At 65.1% G+C, this 16624-nt stretch carries 14 protein-coding genes; 11 read left to right on the top strand and 3 right to left on the bottom strand.

Annotated elements, in window-relative coordinates; translation table 11 throughout:
* The first annotated feature begins 171 nt into the window (after positions 1–171).
* Genes AC0L2J_RS29610 through AC0L2J_RS29600 form a run of 3 tightly spaced genes read left to right on the top strand, consistent with a single transcriptional unit; the run spans position 172 to position 3601 of the window.
* Entirely contained in the window at positions 172–1143 is a 972-nt protein-coding gene (locus AC0L2J_RS29610) for an ABC transporter permease (protein ID WP_007605120.1), read from the top strand.
* A complete protein-coding gene (locus tag AC0L2J_RS29605) occupies positions 1140–1979 on the top strand; it encodes an ABC transporter permease (protein WP_063994576.1) in 840 nt (279 codons plus the stop codon). Before AC0L2J_RS29610 ends, AC0L2J_RS29605 begins: the two co-directional genes overlap by 4 nt.
* Before the next feature lie 2 nt (positions 1980–1981).
* On the top strand, positions 1982–3601 hold the full coding sequence (locus tag AC0L2J_RS29600; protein WP_473395369.1) for an ABC transporter ATP-binding protein: 1620 nt from the start codon (positions 1982–1984) through the stop codon (positions 3599–3601).
* A gap of 15 nt (positions 3602–3616) precedes the next feature.
* On the opposite strand, the gene AC0L2J_RS29595 is transcribed toward AC0L2J_RS29600, so the two are convergent.
* A complete protein-coding gene (locus AC0L2J_RS29595) occupies positions 3617–3886 on the bottom strand; it encodes a hypothetical protein (RefSeq protein ID WP_007605118.1) in 270 nt (89 codons plus the stop codon).
* Positions 3887–4222: 336 nt separating this feature from the next.
* Here AC0L2J_RS29595 and AC0L2J_RS29590 point away from each other — a divergent pair, with 336 nt between their 5' ends.
* Together AC0L2J_RS29590 and AC0L2J_RS29585 are read left to right on the top strand one after the other, a co-directional pair.
* Positions 4223–4387, top strand: a complete 165-nt coding sequence (locus AC0L2J_RS29590) for a hypothetical protein (protein ID WP_473248163.1) — start codon at positions 4223–4225, stop codon at positions 4385–4387.
* Positions 4384–4593, top strand: a complete 210-nt coding sequence (locus tag AC0L2J_RS29585; RefSeq protein ID WP_007605116.1) for a hypothetical protein — start codon at positions 4384–4386, stop codon at positions 4591–4593. Before AC0L2J_RS29590 ends, AC0L2J_RS29585 begins: the two co-directional genes overlap by 4 nt.
* Positions 4594–4640: 47 nt before the next feature.
* Here AC0L2J_RS29585 and AC0L2J_RS29580 read toward each other — a convergent pair whose 3' ends face one another.
* A complete protein-coding gene (locus tag AC0L2J_RS29580; protein WP_007605115.1) occupies positions 4641–4931 on the bottom strand; it encodes a hypothetical protein in 291 nt (96 codons plus the stop codon).
* Positions 4932–5140: 209 nt separating this feature from the next.
* Between AC0L2J_RS29580 and AC0L2J_RS29575 the strand changes: the two genes are divergently transcribed.
* The 6 genes from AC0L2J_RS29575 (at position 5141) to AC0L2J_RS29550 (ending at position 15220) form a co-directional block, all read left to right on the top strand.
* The gene (locus tag AC0L2J_RS29575; RefSeq protein WP_007605113.1) at positions 5141–5461 is read left to right on the top strand and encodes a hypothetical protein; all 321 of its coding nucleotides are present in this window, start codon (positions 5141–5143) and stop codon (positions 5459–5461) included.
* A 223-nt stretch (positions 5462–5684) separates the two neighbouring features.
* Positions 5685–6410, top strand: a complete 726-nt coding sequence (locus tag AC0L2J_RS29570) for an outer membrane protein (RefSeq protein WP_007605111.1) — start codon at positions 5685–5687, stop codon at positions 6408–6410.
* A 164-nt stretch (positions 6411–6574) separates the two neighbouring features.
* The gene (locus tag AC0L2J_RS29565) at positions 6575–8728 is read left to right on the top strand and encodes a methyl-accepting chemotaxis protein (protein WP_473395368.1); all 2154 of its coding nucleotides are present in this window, start codon (positions 6575–6577) and stop codon (positions 8726–8728) included.
* A gap of 95 nt (positions 8729–8823) precedes the next feature.
* The gene (locus AC0L2J_RS29560) at positions 8824–9885 is read left to right on the top strand and encodes an MBL fold metallo-hydrolase (RefSeq protein WP_007605106.1); all 1062 of its coding nucleotides are present in this window, start codon (positions 8824–8826) and stop codon (positions 9883–9885) included.
* 201 nt (positions 9886–10086) lie between these two features.
* Positions 10087–11316, top strand: coding sequence for a 5-aminolevulinate synthase (gene hemA, locus AC0L2J_RS29555; protein WP_473395367.1), 1230 nt, complete (start codon positions 10087–10089; stop codon positions 11314–11316).
* 394 nt (positions 11317–11710) lie between these two features.
* Positions 11711–15220 carry a PAS domain-containing hybrid sensor histidine kinase/response regulator gene (locus tag AC0L2J_RS29550; RefSeq protein ID WP_063994572.1) on the top strand — a complete coding sequence of 1170 codons (3510 nt, stop codon included), beginning with the start codon at positions 11711–11713 and terminating at the stop codon, positions 15218–15220.
* Between the two features lie 4 nt (positions 15221–15224).
* Here the strand turns inward: AC0L2J_RS29550 and AC0L2J_RS29545 are convergent, their stop codons facing one another.
* A complete protein-coding gene (locus tag AC0L2J_RS29545) occupies positions 15225–16256 on the bottom strand; it encodes an alpha/beta fold hydrolase (RefSeq protein ID WP_473395366.1) in 1032 nt (343 codons plus the stop codon).
* Positions 16257–16624 lie beyond the last annotated feature (368 nt).

Raw genomic sequence — 16624 nt, 5'->3', positions numbered from 1 at the left:
CTCCCGCTTGCGGGAGAGGTCGCGAAGCGCCAATACCGGAGCCGGGGAGGGTTGGAGACACGTGGGCAAACCACAGCGGAAATAAACCCAACCCAACCCCAACCCCCGGGCGGGGGAGGGGGCGCACCGCGACTGCCGCTGCGTTCAACCTGATTTGATCGCCACCTAACAATGCTCTCCTTCGTCGCTCAGCGTGTCGTGAAGGGCGTGATCGTCCTGCTTGCGATCGTCGTCCTCAATTTCTTCCTGATCCGGCTCGCGCCCGGCGATCCCGCGGTCGTGATGGCGGGCGAGGCCGGCGCCAGCGACCAGATCTTCGTTCAGCAGCTCAGGGAGAAGTTCGGCCTCGACAAGCCGCTGCCCGAGCAGCTCTTCGTCTACGTCAAGGGCGTCGTGACGCTCGACCTCGGCTTCTCCTTTCGCCAGCAGGCGCCGGTCGCGAAGCTGATTCTGGAACGGCTGCCGGCGACGCTTCTGCTCACGCTGACGGCGTTCGCGATCTCACTGGTGCTCGGCATCCTGTTCGGCACATTCGCGGCGCGCTTCGCGGGGACTTGGCTCGATACCGCCATCACGATCTTCGCGCTGATCTTCTACGCCATGCCTATTTTCTGGGTGGCGCTGATGGGCATCCTGCTGTTCTCGGTCACTGTCGATTGGCTGCCGAGCTTCGGCTACGAGACGGTCGGAGCCAATCTCACCGGCCCTGCCCATGTGGTCGACGTCGCAAGGCACCTGGTCATGCCGGCAATGACGCTCGGCCTGTTCTTCATGGCGACCTACACCCGCATGACGCGCGCCTCGATGCTGGAGGTGAAGCGTCTCGATTTCGTCAAGACCGCGCGCGCCAAAGGCCTGTCCGACGCCGTGATCCAGCGCCGTCATGTGCTGCGCAATGCGCTGCTGCCCGTCGTGACGCTCGCCGGCGTCCACTCCGGCACCCTGATCGGCGGCGCCGTCATCACCGAGACCGTGTTCGCCTGGCCCGGCATCGGGCGCCTGATGTACGACGCCCTGCTGCAGCGCGACTACAATCTGCTGCTCGGCGTCTTCGTGATCTGCTCCGCCATGGTGCTGATCTTCAACCTCATCACCGATCTGGTCTATCGGCTGGTCGACCCGCGCATCGAATTCACCACATGAAACAGTTCTGGAAATCGATGCTGAGGAGCCCGAGCGGCGTCATTGGGCTCATCATCCTGCTCCTTGCGATCTCGGTCGCCTTGTTCGGTCCGATGCTGTTCCCGAACTCGCCCTGGCGCATGGTGCAGCGGCCGTTCCTGCCGCCGTTCACGCTCGCGACCGTGCCGCTCGGCACCGACGCACTCGGTCGCGACGTGTTCGCCGGCATGATCTTTGGCGCACGCGTCTCGCTGCTCGTCGGCATGGTCTCCACCCTGGTGGCGCTGGTCGTCGGCGTTCCCATCGGCGCCATGGCCGGCTATTTCGGCGGCAGGGTCGACGACGCCCTGATGCGCTTCACCGAGTTCTTCCAGACCATTCCGAGCTTTGCGCTCGCGATCGTGCTGGTCGCGATCCTGCAGCCCTCGATCTATTCGATCGTCGCCTCGATTGCGCTGGTAAGCTGGCCGCCGGTCGCGCGCCTCGTCCGCGGCGAGGTGCTGTCGCTGCGCACGCGGGAGTATGTGCAGGCCGCCATAGTCACGGGCCAGAGCAACACCTGGATCATCCTGCGCGAAATCCTGCCGAACACGTTGTCGCCGGTGATCGTGCTGGCCTCACTGATGGTAGCGACCGCGATCCTGCTGGAATCCTCGCTGGCGTTCCTCGGCCTCGGCGATCCCAACCTGATCTCCTGGGGCTACATGGTCGGCGCCGGCCGCACCGTGATCCGCCAGGCCTGGTGGATCACCGTGTTTCCCGGTGTCGCGATCCTGATTTCGGTGCTCGGGCTCAATTTGATCGGCGAAGGCCTCAACGACGCGCTCAATCCGCGCCTGTCGCGGGAGGGCCGCTGATCATGACCGCACCGCCCGCCGTCTGCATCAAGAATCTGCGGATCGCATTGCCCAAGGGGGCGGAACGGCCATTCGCGGTCGACGGCGTCTCGCTCGATTTGAGGCCCGGCAAGATCGTCTGCGTCGTCGGCGAATCCGGCTCCGGCAAATCGATGTGCGCGCATGCGCTGATGGGTCTATTGCCTGACACGGTCACCGTCACCTCCGGCGAAATCCGGTTCGAAGGCCGCGACCTGCTCAAACTCGACGACGACGGCTGGCGCGATCTGCGCGGCCGACGGCTCGCGATGATCTTTCAGGAGCCGATGACCGCGCTCAATCCGTTGATGCGGATCGGCGACCAGATGGCGGAGATGTTCGAGGCGCACGGCCTGCTCACGCCGAAGGAGCGGCGCGCCAAGGCGCTGTCGCTGGCGCGCGAGGTCGGCCTGCCCGACCCCGAGCGCATCGTGCGCGCCTATCCGCACCAGCTCTCTGGCGGCCAGCGCCAGCGCGCCATGATCGCGATGGCGCTCGCGCTCGAACCGGCGGTGCTGGTCGCGGACGAGCCGACCACCGCGCTCGACGTCACCACGCAGGCGCAGATCCTCAAACTGATCCGCAACCTCCAGCGCAATCGCAACATGGCGGTGATGTTCATCACCCATGATTTCGGCGTCGTCGCCGACATCGCCGACCAGGTCGCCGTGTTGCGCCATGGCAAGGTGGTCGAGGAAGGCCCCGCCTCGGCGGTCTTCAACGCGCCGCAGCACGACTACACCAAGGCGCTGCTCGCCGCCGTGCCCTCGATGGACCCGCCCGCCCGCGCCCCCCTCGACGACCAGGCCAAGGCGGTCGAGGTGATCGGACTGGACAAGACCTACGTCACCTCGGGCGGCTGGTTTCGCGAGGACCGCCGCGTCGATGCCGCGCGCGAAGTCAACTTCACGATTCTCAAGGGCGAGACGCTCGGCCTGGTCGGCGAATCCGGTTCCGGCAAATCGTCGGTGGCCCGCCTCGTGATGCGGCTGATCGAGGCCGACCGCGGCACCGTTCGGATCGGCGAGACCGATCTCACAAAGCTCTCGGGCAAGGCGCTACGCGCCGAGCGCCATCGCATCCAGATGATCTTCCAGGATCCGTTCGCTTCGCTCAATCCGCGCCGCAAGGTCGGTCATATCATCGCAGACGGCCCGATCGCGGCCGGCACCGATCCGAAAGTCGCGTTCGACCGCGCCCGCGATCTCCTCAAGATGGTCGGCCTCGATGCCGGCGCGCTCGAGCGCTATCCGCATGAATTCTCCGGCGGCCAGCGCCAGCGCATCGGCATTGCGCGCGCGCTCGCGCTTGAGCCCGAGATCATCGTCGCGGACGAGGCCGTCTCCGCGCTCGACGTCTCCGTGCAGGCGCAGGTCCTGAGGCTCCTCGAAGACCTCAAGGCCCGCCTCGGCCTCTCGATGCTGTTCATCACCCACGATCTGCGCGTTGCGGCGCAAATCTGCGACCGCATTGCGGTGATGCAGCGCGGCGTCATCGTCGAGTTGAAGCCGACGGCGCAGCTGTTCGCCGCGCCCGAACATGCCTATACGCGCGAACTGCTCGCGGCGGTGCCGGGGCGCAAGGAGCGCGCGCCGGCAGCGTAAGTCAGCCGATCGCGGCTACTTCGGTCGGGGATTCGTGTTGTTCCAGGTGGGGACTGAGTTCGTTACGCCGACGGAGGGCTGGTTCGACGTTCCGACCGACGGCGCTGTCACGGTCCCGACAGTCTGCCCGGAACTTCCAATAGTCCCTTGCTGTACCGGCGCTCCGGTGCGTCCGCTCGTGCTGCTTGGTGTACCCGTCCCCGATGTTTGTGCGTTTACAGCAAGTGGCGCGGCGGCCAAGCCGAGCGCAATAAGTGCAGCAATGAACCGTTTCGTTCTTGTCATGGCTGATCCTTTCGGGCGCGTTTCTCAATGTCGTCAAGGCGCCCGTGCACTGAGTGACCTTACAACTCCACGCGCTAGAAAATGTGCCGCAGTGCCATCATCCCGCGGGGCTCAACTCTTCATCACGATGCTGCGAAGCGGTCCCGGCCGAACGGATGCACCGTGAGATCGGCGCGGCGCTGAAGGTATCCCGCTCCACCTCAGGAACGGAATGCTCACGGCCTTTTTATCCCACGTGACCGCCCGCACGGCTGCAAAGCCGAAGCCGGCACCCCACATCCGTATGAAATGATTCCCATCATGTGATGATGGATTGAGGATCTAATTGGAGCCGACATGGGCCAGGTTATTGAGTTTGTCTCGAAATCCGAGCGCGAGCGCATTCGCCTCATCCAGGAAGCGCGCGCGATCTACGACAGTATCTTCCCGCCGGCTGATCCGGTGAGCGAGCAATCAAGCGGAGCCTCTGCACGTCGCGGCGACGGAGGCAACCTCGCGTGATCAAGATCATCGCCGTGCTCTGCAACCTCGCCTCTCCAGCGAACTGTCATGAGCAAACCGTCACCACATCCGACTTCGCCGACGTCTCGATGCAATCGTGCCTGATGGGTGCGCCACAGCTCGCCGAATGGATGAACCAGCATCCGGCCGAGCGTCTCGCCGGGTGGCGCTGCGTGATCGGCCAACAGGCCGGCCGGGGAATTTAGGATCCGGGGGCGCGCTGTCCCTGAACGATCCGAAATGCCTGGAGCGGCTACCTCACGGGCGGGTTGGTGTTGTTCCAGGTCGGGACTGCGTTGGTCACGCCGACCGACGGCCAATTATACGTGCCGATCGATGGCGCCGTGACCGTCCCGACCGACTGTCCGCTCGACCCGTAGGCTCTGGGCTGTGCTGCCAACGATCCGGCGCTCCCATAGCCCGGAGCCACCACGCCGGTGCTGTAAGATCGGCTTGACCGGTGCTTCTTGGCTTCAGCCGCGAACGGCGCGGCAAGCAACCCGACGGTGACGAGGGCGGCAATGGCGGATTTGATGCTTGTCATGGCTGATCCCTTCATTCTGTGGGCCCCTTGCCATCTGTTCATTCCGTGGAGGATTCCTATAGGCAGCCGTTCATAACGCCGTGCGCGGGCGCAGGTGCCGGGGAGCGGTCGCACGACTAGCACGCCCGCCCTCTCGCATGCCTCGCCTTCGGATGGACCCGAATCAGCGCTAGTGCATTCACCTCATCGACTTCGCGTATTGAGGCGACATGACCGGCCCCGAACTGAAGCAACTCCGCAACGATCTCTCAGACGTCCTCGAGCGCAAGCTCACCGCTGCCGACATGGCCCGGCTTTGCGGATTGCCGGAGAAGGGCGGCGCCGACACTATCCGGCGCTGGGAAGTGAGCGGCCCGACACCGTCGGCGACCAAAGTGCTGCGCGTGCTGGCAATGGCGAGCGAGCGCTATCCGATCCTGGAGAAGTTCGACGTCTTCGATCGTCATGACGTGCGCGAGGAAGACCGGCCCGCAAAGCGCGCGGCATTCCGCGAACAGATGCGCGATGAGGCACTGCGCCGTCTTGGTTAACGAGATGCGCGCACAAGTTATTCTGATAGCGCTGGGTTAAGCGTTCCTTCACCACTTCTTAAGCCGCCATTAAGCACGAAAATCATTTACGGCCCAATAAGTTAGGTTGGCTGCCGTTGTGCCATGCATGTGACAGCATTTTCGTCAAAAGCGAGCTATCTGCAGAACCAACGACGGCGCGGAAAGCGCGCCTGCCGGGGACCTAAGTGTTGGAGTTTGGACTATGAAGAAGATTCTGTTTGCGACCGTTGCGCTGCTCGTGGTGGGCGCTGCCGCACCGGCGGTCGGTGCCGATCTCGGTAACCGCAATTACTATAAGTCGCCCGCGCCCGCCTATGCCGCGCCGATCTACAACTGGACCGGCTTCTATATCGGCGGCCATGTCGGCGGCGCGTTCTCCAGCGACAACAATTTCAGCGGCCTCTCCACCGGCAATAACGGCAACGGCCGTTTCCTCGGCGGCTTGCAGGCCGGTGCGGACTGGCAGTTCAACCCGAACTTCGTCGTCGGCGTCGAAGGCCAGTATTCCTGGCTCTCCGGCAGCGTCGGCGCGGTGTTCCCGGGTGGCGTCGCCTACACCAACGACCAGCGCGGTCTCGGCTCGATCACCGGCCGCGTCGGCTACACCTGGGGTCCGGGCCTGGTCTACGTGAAGGGCGGCTACGCCTATTCTGACAACAACGAGAAGGTGACCGTCGGCGGCGTGCCGACCGGCTTCATCATTAGCGGCGACCACCGCAACGGCTACACCGTCGGCGCCGGCCTCGAATACATGTTCGCGCCGAACTGGTCGGCCAAGGCCGAGTACCAGTACTACAATTTCGGCGACGCGCACTTCACCGCGGGCCCGCTGGCGGGAACCGGCAACTTCACCACCGACGACCACACCATCAAGGCGGGCGTCAACTACCGCTTCAACTGGGCCAACTCGGCGGTCGCGCGCTACTGAACGGTTACCAAGACCTTATCGTGATGGAAGGGCCGGCATCATTGCCGGCCCTTCTTTTTTAGCTGTGCGGAACGCACCCAAGCGATTGAGCAACTTGCGATTTTTTAACCTGGCCCGAGGATACTCCGCGGCGAAAACATAAGATCACGCGTGGGGGAATTTCGATGGCGATCCGTCTGGGCCTTGGCCGTTTGCTTGGTGGTATCCGGCCTCGTTTCAAAATGCCGACATGGGGCGTGCGCGGCAGCCTGTTCACGGCCTTCGCGGTGATCGCGGGCATGGGCCTCGTGATTGCAGCCGGCGCCGGCTTCGTCTTCAACCATCTCGGCAGCACCATGATGGACCTGAGCGGCCGCGACATCCCGCGCCTTTCCGCCAGCCTTCAACTCGCATCGCAAAGCGCAACGCTCGCGGCGCAGGGGCCGGGCCTCCTGGCGTCGCCGTCCGATGAGGCGCTGAACGAACGCACCAAGAAGGTGCAGGAGATCCAGCAGCTCGCCATGGCCAAGCTTGGCGAGATCATCGAGCTCGGCGCCGACAAGCAGGTCGCAACCGCGTTGCGCGACACCGCCAAGAGCATCGACGAGGCGACCCAGAGCCTGGTGTCGGCCGCGCGCGAACGGCTCGATGCCGGCGCGCTGCATGACAAGCAATATGAAGCGCTCCGCAAGGCACAGCTCACCTTCGTCGGTGCGGCCGGTCCTGCCATGCTGGATGCGCAGACGCGCCTGAACGCGATCCTCGGCGCGGCGGAAGTTTCCGCCGACGATGCCACCGAAGCCGCCCGCACCGTCTCCCAGGTCGCGACCATCTCCGCCAACGGCAATCTGATGGCCGCCGACATGATGGCGGCGCTGTCGGCCAACAACAGCGATACGCTGGAGGCGATCGAGAAAGAGTTCAAGGCGACGCGCGACCGCGTCAAGTCGAACCTCGAGGACCTGCCGAACATGGCCTCGATGCAAGCGGTGCGCGACACCGTGCAAAAGCTGTTCGCCTTCGGTGAAGGCAAGTCCGGCGTGTTCAAGATCCGCCAGAAGGAGCTCGACGCGATCGACTACGGCCAGACCATCCTGGACGAGACCCGCAAGCTCAATGTCGGCCTCGGCATCAGCGTGCAGCAGCTGGTCGAGGGCGTGCAGAAGGAGACCAACGCGTCGACCTTCCAGGCGCGGCATGAGATCTCGCTCGCGACCACCGCGATGCTGGCACTCGGCGCACTGATGCTGGTCGGCTCGGCGCTGTTCGTCTGGCTCTATGTCGGTCGCAACATCCTCCGCCGCATTCGCGAGCTTCAACGCGCCATGCAATTGCTCTCGGCCGGCGACCTCGACACCGAGATCGTCCGCTCCCGGCAGAACGACGAGATCGGCGCGATGAAGGAAACGCTGACGGTGTTCCGCGACAGCATGATCGAAGCCCGGGCGCTTGCGAGCGAGCAGGACAGGGATCGCGTCGCCAAGGCCGAGCGTGCGGCGCAGATGGAGGCGAAGATTGCAGACTTCGAGAGCACGGTGCGCTCCGCACTCGACAATCTCGCGCAGTCAGCCAATTCGATGCAATCGACCGCGCAGAGCATGTCGACCACGGCAGACCAGTCCAATGCGCTGGTGAACGCGGTTGCCTCCGCGGCCGAAGAGACCTCGGTCAACGTGCAGACCGTATCGTCAGGTACCGAGCAGCTCTCGTCCTCGATCGAGGAGATCAGCAAGCAGGTCGTCACCTCGGCCGCGATCGCCAGGAAGGCGGTCGACGAAGCCGGCGCGACCGACGCCACGGTGCAGAGCCTCGCCGACAGCGCGAGCCGCATCAGCGTCGTGGTCGACCTGATCCAGACCATCGCCTCGCAGACCAATCTGCTGGCGCTCAACGCCACCATCGAGGCGGCGCGCGCGGGCGAAGCCGGTCGTGGCTTCGCGGTGGTCGCCTCCGAGGTGAAGAGCTTGGCAAGCCAGACCGCCAAGGCGACGGAGGAGATCCGGAACCAGATCGCCAGCATGCAGTCGGTGACGACTTCGGCGGTCGGCGCCATCCAGGGCATCGGCCGGATCATCGGCGAGATCAACGACGTCACCACGACGATCGCCGCCGCGGTCGAGGAACAAGGCGCGGCCACACGCGAGATCGCCCGCAACATCCAGCATGCGGCCGGCGGCACCAGCGAGGTCTCCAGCAACATCGTCGGCGTCTCCACGGCTTCGGCGGAAGCCGGCGCAGCGGCGAACGAAGTGCTCGGCGCCTCCGACGCGCTCCGCCGCGAAGCCGACATGCTGCGCGGAGAGATCGACGCGTTCCTCAACAACATGCGGGCGGCGTAAGAGGTCGTTCCGTAGCCCGGAATGACCGCTATGCGGGCCGCGCCAGCGTCCTTTTTCGGCTGGCGCGGAGGGAGCGGCGGGTTTAAGCCGGTAGCATGAACGCAAAGACCGACACCGTGCAGTCCTCCGCCGACGCCCTGCGCTATCCCTGGGAACAGCATCCCGGCCCCGAAGAGGTCGTCGAGGTGAAGCCGGGCGTGTTGTGGGCGCGGTTGAAGCTGCCGTTCCGCCTCAACCATGTGAACATCTACCTGCTCGCCGACGGCGACGGCTACGCCATGATCGACGCCGGCTTCGGCAATGAGGAGACCATCGAAGCCTGGACGAAGCTGTTCGACGGGCCGTTGAAGGGCGTCAACATCACGCGCCTGATCGTGACCCATTCCCATCCCGATCATGTCGGTCTGGCCGGGTGGATCGTCGAGCGGTTCAACTGCCCGCTGGTGATGTCGCAGGTCGAATATCTGCAATCGGTCTATCACCAGAACCGCGGCACCGAGGAGCGGAAGGAGGCGCAGCGGCTGTTCTTCCGCCGCCACGGCATGGACGAGTCGCTCACCGAAAAACTGCTCGGCCGCGGCCAGGACTATCTCAAGCGCGTCTCGGTGTTGCCGCCGTCCTACCGCCGCATCTCGCATGGCGAGGACGTCGTGATCGGCACGCGCCGCTTCAAGGTGATCACCGGCGGCGGTCACGCGCTCGACCAGGTGATGCTGTATTGCGCCGACGACAAGCTGTTCCTCTCGGCCGACCAGGTGCTGAGCAAGATCTCGCCGAACGTCAGCGTGTGGGCGGTCGAACCCGACCAGAACTCGCTCGGCGAATATCTGGCCTCGCTCGCCAGCCTCACCACCACGCTGCCCTATGACGTGCTGGTGCTGCCCGGCCACGGCGTGCCGTTCTACGGACTGAAGACCCGCATCAAGCAACTCGCCGATCACCACGAGGAGCGCTGCCGCCTGATCGCGGAAGCCTGCCGCGAGGTGCCGCAGACCTCGCGCGCCTTGGTGCCCGTGGTGTTCAACAAGCACGTGCTGGACGAACACCAGATGGGTTTCGCCGCCGGCGAACTGGTCGCCCACGTCAATTACATGATCGTCGAGGGCCGGCTGACGGCCGAGACGACGGACGGCGTGTTGCAGTTCAGGACGACCTGAGCGCCGACTTCAATTCAGCGGATGGTGCAGAGCAACATTGCATCTCGCGCGAACTTGATCCGGATCAAGTTTCAAATCGCACGATAGGGCATTTTGCCCAGATGTCCCGCAGGTCCAAATGTGGGATAGCGCATAGACATTGGAGCTGGAAAAGCTCTAAGCATATGCGGGTCTTTGGTCGGTTCCGCTGCAGGTTTGACGATGGATTACGCCCAGTTCTTCAATTCCGCCCTTGATCGTCTCCACACCGAGCGGCGCTATCGCGTGTTCGCCGATCTCGAGCGCATCGCCGGCCGGTTCCCGCATGCGCTCTGGCACTCGCCCAAGGGCAAGCGCGACGTCGTGATCTGGTGCTCCAACGATTATCTCGGCATGGGCCAGCACCCGAAGGTGGTGGGCGCGATGGTCGAGACCGCGACCCGCGTCGGCACCGGCGCCGGCGGCACCCGCAATATCGCCGGCACGCATCATCCGCTGGTGCAGCTCGAGGCCGAGCTCGCCGATCTCCATGGCAAGGAAGCCTCGCTGCTCTTCACGTCCGGCTACGTCTCGAACCAGACCGGCATCGCGACCATCGCGAAGCTCATTCCGAACTGCCTGATCCTGTCGGACGAGCTCAACCACAATTCGATGATCGAGGGCATCCGCCAGTCCGGATGCGAGCGGGTCGTGTTCCGCCACAACGACCTCGCCGATCTCGAAGCGCTGTTGAAGGCTGCGGGCCCGAGCCGGCCCAAGCTGATCGCGTGCGAGAGCCTTTATTCGATGGACGGCGACATCGCACCGCTCGCCAAGATCTGCGACCTCGCCGAGAAGTACGGCGCGATGACCTATGTCGACGAGGTCCACGCCGTCGGCATGTACGGTCCGCGCGGCGGCGGCATCGCCGAGCGCGACGGCGTGATGCATCGCATCGACATTCTCGAGGGCACGCTCGCCAAGGCGTTCGGCTGCCTCGGCGGCTACATCGCCGCCAACGGTCAGACCATCGACGCCGTGCGCTCCTATGCGCCGGGCTTCATCTTCACCACCGCGCTGCCGCCGGCGATCTGCTCGGCCGCGACCGCCGCGATCAAGCATCTGAAGACGTCGAGCTGGGAGCGCGAGCGTCACCAGGATCGCGCCGCCCGGGTCAAGGCGATCCTCAACGCCGCCGGCCTGCCGGTGATGTCGAGCGACACACATATCGTCCCGCTGTTCATCGGCGATGCCGAGAAGTGCAAGCAGGCCTCCGACCTCCTGCTCGAGCAGCACGGCATCTACATCCAGCCGATCAACTATCCGACGGTCGCCAAGGGCTCCGAACGCCTGCGCATCACGCCCTCGCCCTATCACGACGACGGCCTGATCGATCAGCTCGCCGAAGCCCTGCTGCAGGTCTGGGACCGACTGGGTCTGCCGCTCCGCGAGAAGTCGCTGGCGGCGGAGTAGGATTCTTCGCCTTCTCTTCGATCTAAGTTTCACCGTCACCGGAGCTACCCCCCTCCCCACCCTCCCCCACAAGGGGGGGAGGGAGCGAGGAGTTTGGCCTCCCTTACGTCGGTAGCCGCACAGTGTAAGGGTCGGTCTCGAATTTCCTGCAACGCGGACGCTCTCTCCGTTCCCTCCCCCCTTGTGGGGAGGGTCAGGGAGGGGGGTACCACGCAGGGACTCTCTCGGTGAGCCCGAGGCAGCGCAGCTTTTGGGGCAGCACCGCTTAACGACAACCCCGGTTCCCGCACCCACACGGCATTTCGCTGTCGCCTCCACCCGTCCAACGCGCTAGATTTACAGCGAAAATGAGATCGGGCGCGGCCAGCGCGCCACCGGGAGAAGCACGCTCGTCATGCTGCACGATTGGGGCGTGATCGCCGCCGCCTTCGGCTATATCGGCTTTCTGTTCTTGGTGGCGAGCCATGGCGACCGCCGCAGGCCGGCCGGGCGCGGCCGCGCCTCGGGGCTGATCTATCCGCTGTCGCTGGCGATCTACTGCACCTCCTGGACCTTCTTCGGCTCGGTCGGCTTCGCCACCCGCACCTCCACCGACTTCCTCGCGATCTATGTCGGCCCGATCCTGATGATCGGGTTAGGGGCCGGCGTCCTCCGCCGCGTGATCCAGCTCGCGAAGGCCCACAACATCACCTCGATTGCCGACTTCATCGGCGCGCGCTACGGCAAGAGCCAGGCGGTGGCGGCAACCGTCGCGCTGATCGCCATCATCGGCTCGGTGCCCTACATCGCGCTCCAGCTCAAGGCGGTCGCCTCCTCGCTCGAAACCATCCTGAGCGAAGACCAGGCCTTCTCCCACATCCCGATCTTCGGCGACGTGGCGCTGATGGTGACGCTGGCGATGGCGGCCTTTGCCGTGCTGTTCGGCACGCGGCAGACCGACGCCACCGAGCACCAGCACGGCCTGATGCTGGCGGTCGCGACCGAATCCATCATCAAGCTGGTCGCCTTCCTCGCCGCGGGCATCTTCGTCACGTTCTGGATGTTCTCGCCGCACGAATTGATCGAGCGCGCGATGAAGACACCGGAGGCGGTGCGCGTCATCAACTATTCGCCGTCGATCGGCAACTTCCTGACCATGACGCTGCTGTCGCTGTGCGCGATCATGCTGCTGCCGCGCCAGTTCCACGTCAGCGTGGTGGAGAATTCCTCGGACGCCGAAGTCGGCCGCGCGCGCTGGCTGTTTCCGCTCTATCTCGTCGCCATCAATCTGTTCGTGATCCCGATCGCGTTCGCCGGCCTCGTCAGCTTCCCGTTCGGCGCCGCCGATCCTGATATGTACGTGCTGGCGCTGCCGATGGAGGGCGGCGCGGATCTGCTGAGCGTCGCCGTCTTTGTCGGCGGCCTGTCGGCGGCGACCGCGATGGTGATCGTCGAATGCGTCGCGCTCTCCATCATGGTCTCGAACGATCTCGTGGTGCCCCTGGTACTGCAACGACGGCCCGAGGGGCGCACCGGCGGCGCCGATTTCAGCGACTTCCTGCTGCGCTCGCGCCGGCTCGCGATCTTCGCCATCATGGTGATGGCCTATTTCTACTACCGCGCGCTCGGCAACACCCAGCTTGTGGCGATCGGTCTGCTGTCTTTTGCCGCCATCGCCCAGCTTGCACCGAGCTTCTTCGGCGGACTGCTGTGGCGGCGCGCGACCGCGCGCGGCGCGATCGGCGGCATGCTGGTCGGCTTCGCGGTGTGGCTCTACACGCTGTTCATCCCGAGCTTCATGGATACTTCGACGGCCGGCATCCTGCTGCTCCAGCACGGCCCGTTCGGAATCGAGGCGCTGCGGCCGCAGGCGCTGTTCGGCGCCGATTTGCCGCCGCTGATGCACGGGGTGGTCTGGTCGCTGTCGCTCAACGTCCTCACCTATGTGCTGCTGTCGCTGGCGCGCCGGCCGTCTTCGATCGAGCTAGTGCAGGCCGATCTGTTCGTCCCCAACACGCTCGCGCCGATTTCCCCGAACTTCCGGCGCTGGCGCACCACCGTCACGGTGCAGGACATCCAGACCACGGTGGCGCAATATCTCGGGCCTGACCGCGCGCGGCATTCGTTCGAGGCATTCTCCGCGCGGCGCAATGTGCGGCTGGAGTCCGGGGCACCCGCCGATTTCGAGCTGCTGCAGCACGCCGAGCACCTGATCGCCTCCTCGATCGGTGCGGCCTCCTCGCGTCTGGTGATGTCGCTGCTGCTGCGCAAACGGACGGTCTCCGCCAAGGCTGCGCTCAAGCTGCTCGACGATTCCCATGCGGCGCTTCATTTCAACCGCGAGATCCTCCAGACCGCGCTCAACCATGTGCGCCAGGGCATCGCGGTGTTCGATGCCGATCTGCAACTGATCTGCTCCAACAGGCAGTTCGGCGATCTCCTCAACGTTCCCCCGCATTTCATCCAGTTCGGCACGCCGTTGCGTGAAATCCTGGAATTCATGAGCGTGAGCGAGCCGGCGGATCCCATCGACCGCGAGGCCATGCTGGCGCGCAGGCTCGCGGCCTACACCACCGATGGCGAGCCTTATCTCGAACGCCTGCCCGATCGTCACATGGTCATCGAGATCTTGACCAACCGCATGCCCGGCGGCGGCTTCGTCATCACCTTCACCGACGTTACGCCCAGTTTCGAGGCGGCCGAAGCGCTGGAGCGCGCCAATGCGACGCTGGAAAAGCGGGTGCGCGACCGCACCGAGGAGCTGACCCTGCTGAATTCCGAGCTGGCGCTGGCCAAGAGCGCGGCCGAAGACGCCAGCATCTCCAAGACGCGCTTTCTCGCCGCCGCCAGCCACGACATTCTCCAGCCGCTGAACGCGGCGCGGCTCTATGTCACGAGCCTGGTCGAGCGTCAGCACAGCGGCGAGGAGACGCGGCTGGTCGAGAACATCGACGAATCGCTCCAGGCGATCGAGGAGATCCTCGGCGCGCTGCTCGACATTTCCAGGCTCGACGCCGGCGCGATGACGACCTCGATCTCGAGCTTCAAGATGGCCGACCTGATGCGCTCGCTGGAGATCGAGTTCGCGCCGATCGCACGCGCCAAGAATCTGGCGCTCGTGTTCGTGCCGTGCTCGCTGCCGGTCGAGTCGGATCGTCTCCTGCTGCGGCGGCTGCTCCAGAACCTGATCTCCAACGCGATCAAATATACCCCGCGCGGGCGCGTGCTGGTCGGCTGCCGGCGCCGCGGCGCCTCGCTCAAGATCTGCGTCTACGACACCGGCGTCGGCATCCCGACGGTCAAGCGCGGCGAGATCTTCAAGGAATTCCACCGCCTCGAGCAGGGCGCGCGGATCGCCCGCGGCCTCGGCCTTGGCCTGTCGATCGTCGAGCGGTTGGCGCGCGTGCTCAACCACGGCATCGCCATCGATTCCAATGTCGGCGGCGGCTCGGTGTTTTCCGTGACGGTGCCGACGGCGAAGGCGATCACCCACACCGCGGCCGTGACCAGCGCGACGCCGCTCGCACGCACCTCGATCTCGGGGACCCTGATCGTCTGCATCGAGAACGACGCCGCGATCCTCGACGGCATGCGCACGCTGCTGAAGGCCTGGGACGCCGAAGTGATCGCGGTGGCCGATCCCGAGGGCGCGATCGCCGCGATCGAAACTGCCGGCCGCCGCGTGACCGGCCTGCTGGTCGATTATCACCTCGACCGCGGCAACGGCATCGCCGCGATCCGCGACATCCGCCGCCGCTTCGGCGACGGCATCCCCGCGATCCTGATCACCGCCGACCGCAGCCCCGCCGTGCAAATGGCTGCGCGCGACGAAAAGGTCGCGGTGCTCAACAAGCCGGTGAAGCCGGCTTCGCTGCGCGCCCTGCTCGGCCAGTGGCGCACGCAGCAGATGGTTGCGGCGGAATAGCTAGTCAGGCGCCGCCGTCGGCGTCGACGACGGCCTTGGCAAACGCTTCTGGGGCTTCCTGCGGCAGATTGTGGCCGATGCCGCCGGTAATCAGGCGGAAGTCGTACCGGCCGGAGAACTTCTTGGCATAGGCGCTTGGATCGGGATGCGGCGCGCCATTGGCGTCGCCTTCCATCGTGATGGTTGGGACGCCGATCACCGGAGCTGCCGCAAGTTTCTTTTCGAGCTCCTCGTATTTCGCTTCGCCCTGGGCGAGCCCGAGCCGCCAGCGGTAATTGTGGATCGTGATCGCGACGTGATCCTTGTTGTCCAGCGCCGCCGCGCTGCGGTCGAAAGTGGCGTCGTCGAACTTCCACTGCGGCGAAGCCAGCTTCCAGATCAGCTTGGCGAAATCATGGGTGTATTTCTCGTATCCGGCGCGGCCGCGCTCGGTCGAGAAATAGAACTGGTACCACCACAGCAGCTCGGCCGACGGCGGCAGCGGCGCGTTGCCCGCGGCCTGGCTGGAGATCAGATAGCCGCTGACCGAGACCAGCGCGCGGCAGCGATCCGGCCACAGTGCGGCGATGATGTCGGCAGTGCGCGCGCCCCAATCGAAACCGGCGACAACAGCCTTCTTGATGTCGAGCTTGTCCATCAGCGCGATGATGTCGGCGGCCATTGCGGCAGGCTCGCCGTTGCGCGGCGTCTCGGCGGAGAGGAAGTGGGTCGAGCCGTAGCCGCGCAGATAGGGAATGATGACGCGATAGCCGGCCTTTGCCAGGATCGGCGCGACGTCGACGAAGGCGTGAATGTCGTAGGGCCAGCCATGCAGCAGGATTGCGACGGGGCCGTTCGCAGGACCGGCTTCCGCGTAGCCGACATTGAGGACGCCGGCATCAATCTGCTTGATCGCGCCGAACGACGCATTCGTCGCGGAAGAGCGCGGCGCTTCCGATTCGGCGCGGGCGAGGCCGATCACGCCGAGGCCGACGGCGACGGTTCCCGCGGCGACGCCGAAAAACTGGCGCCGGTGCTGATCGATGATCCGTTTCATGGTGCTGCTCCCTCGTTGATCGGTCGTGCACTGACTAGCAGCGGCGACCGCGAGACACCCGTTTGGAGTTGTGAGAAGTTGTGAGGTTCCGGCTCCAGCATCTGCGGCCCGATTGTGAGGCGGCAAGCGGGAATCCAGTACGCCGCGGCGTCTCGATTCCATCACAGGCGTCTCTGGGATACGGGATCGTCCGCCTGCCCGGACGATGACACCGAGCGCGAGGCGACAGACATGCGCTCGCATCCTCGCGGCGCGTTTCGCCCGAGCTTTGATTGGTCGCTCCACCCTCAAATCCAAGAGGGCGCAGGGAAGGCCGGGTGCTGACCTCGCACCCGCGGTCCGCTGCGCGAAAAGCACACGCAGGAAAA

The sequence above is a fragment of the Bradyrhizobium sp. MV1.5 genome (genome assembly GCF_055807615.1).
Note: the sequence above shows the minus strand (reverse complement) of the source record. Positions and strands in the feature narration are given on the sequence as shown.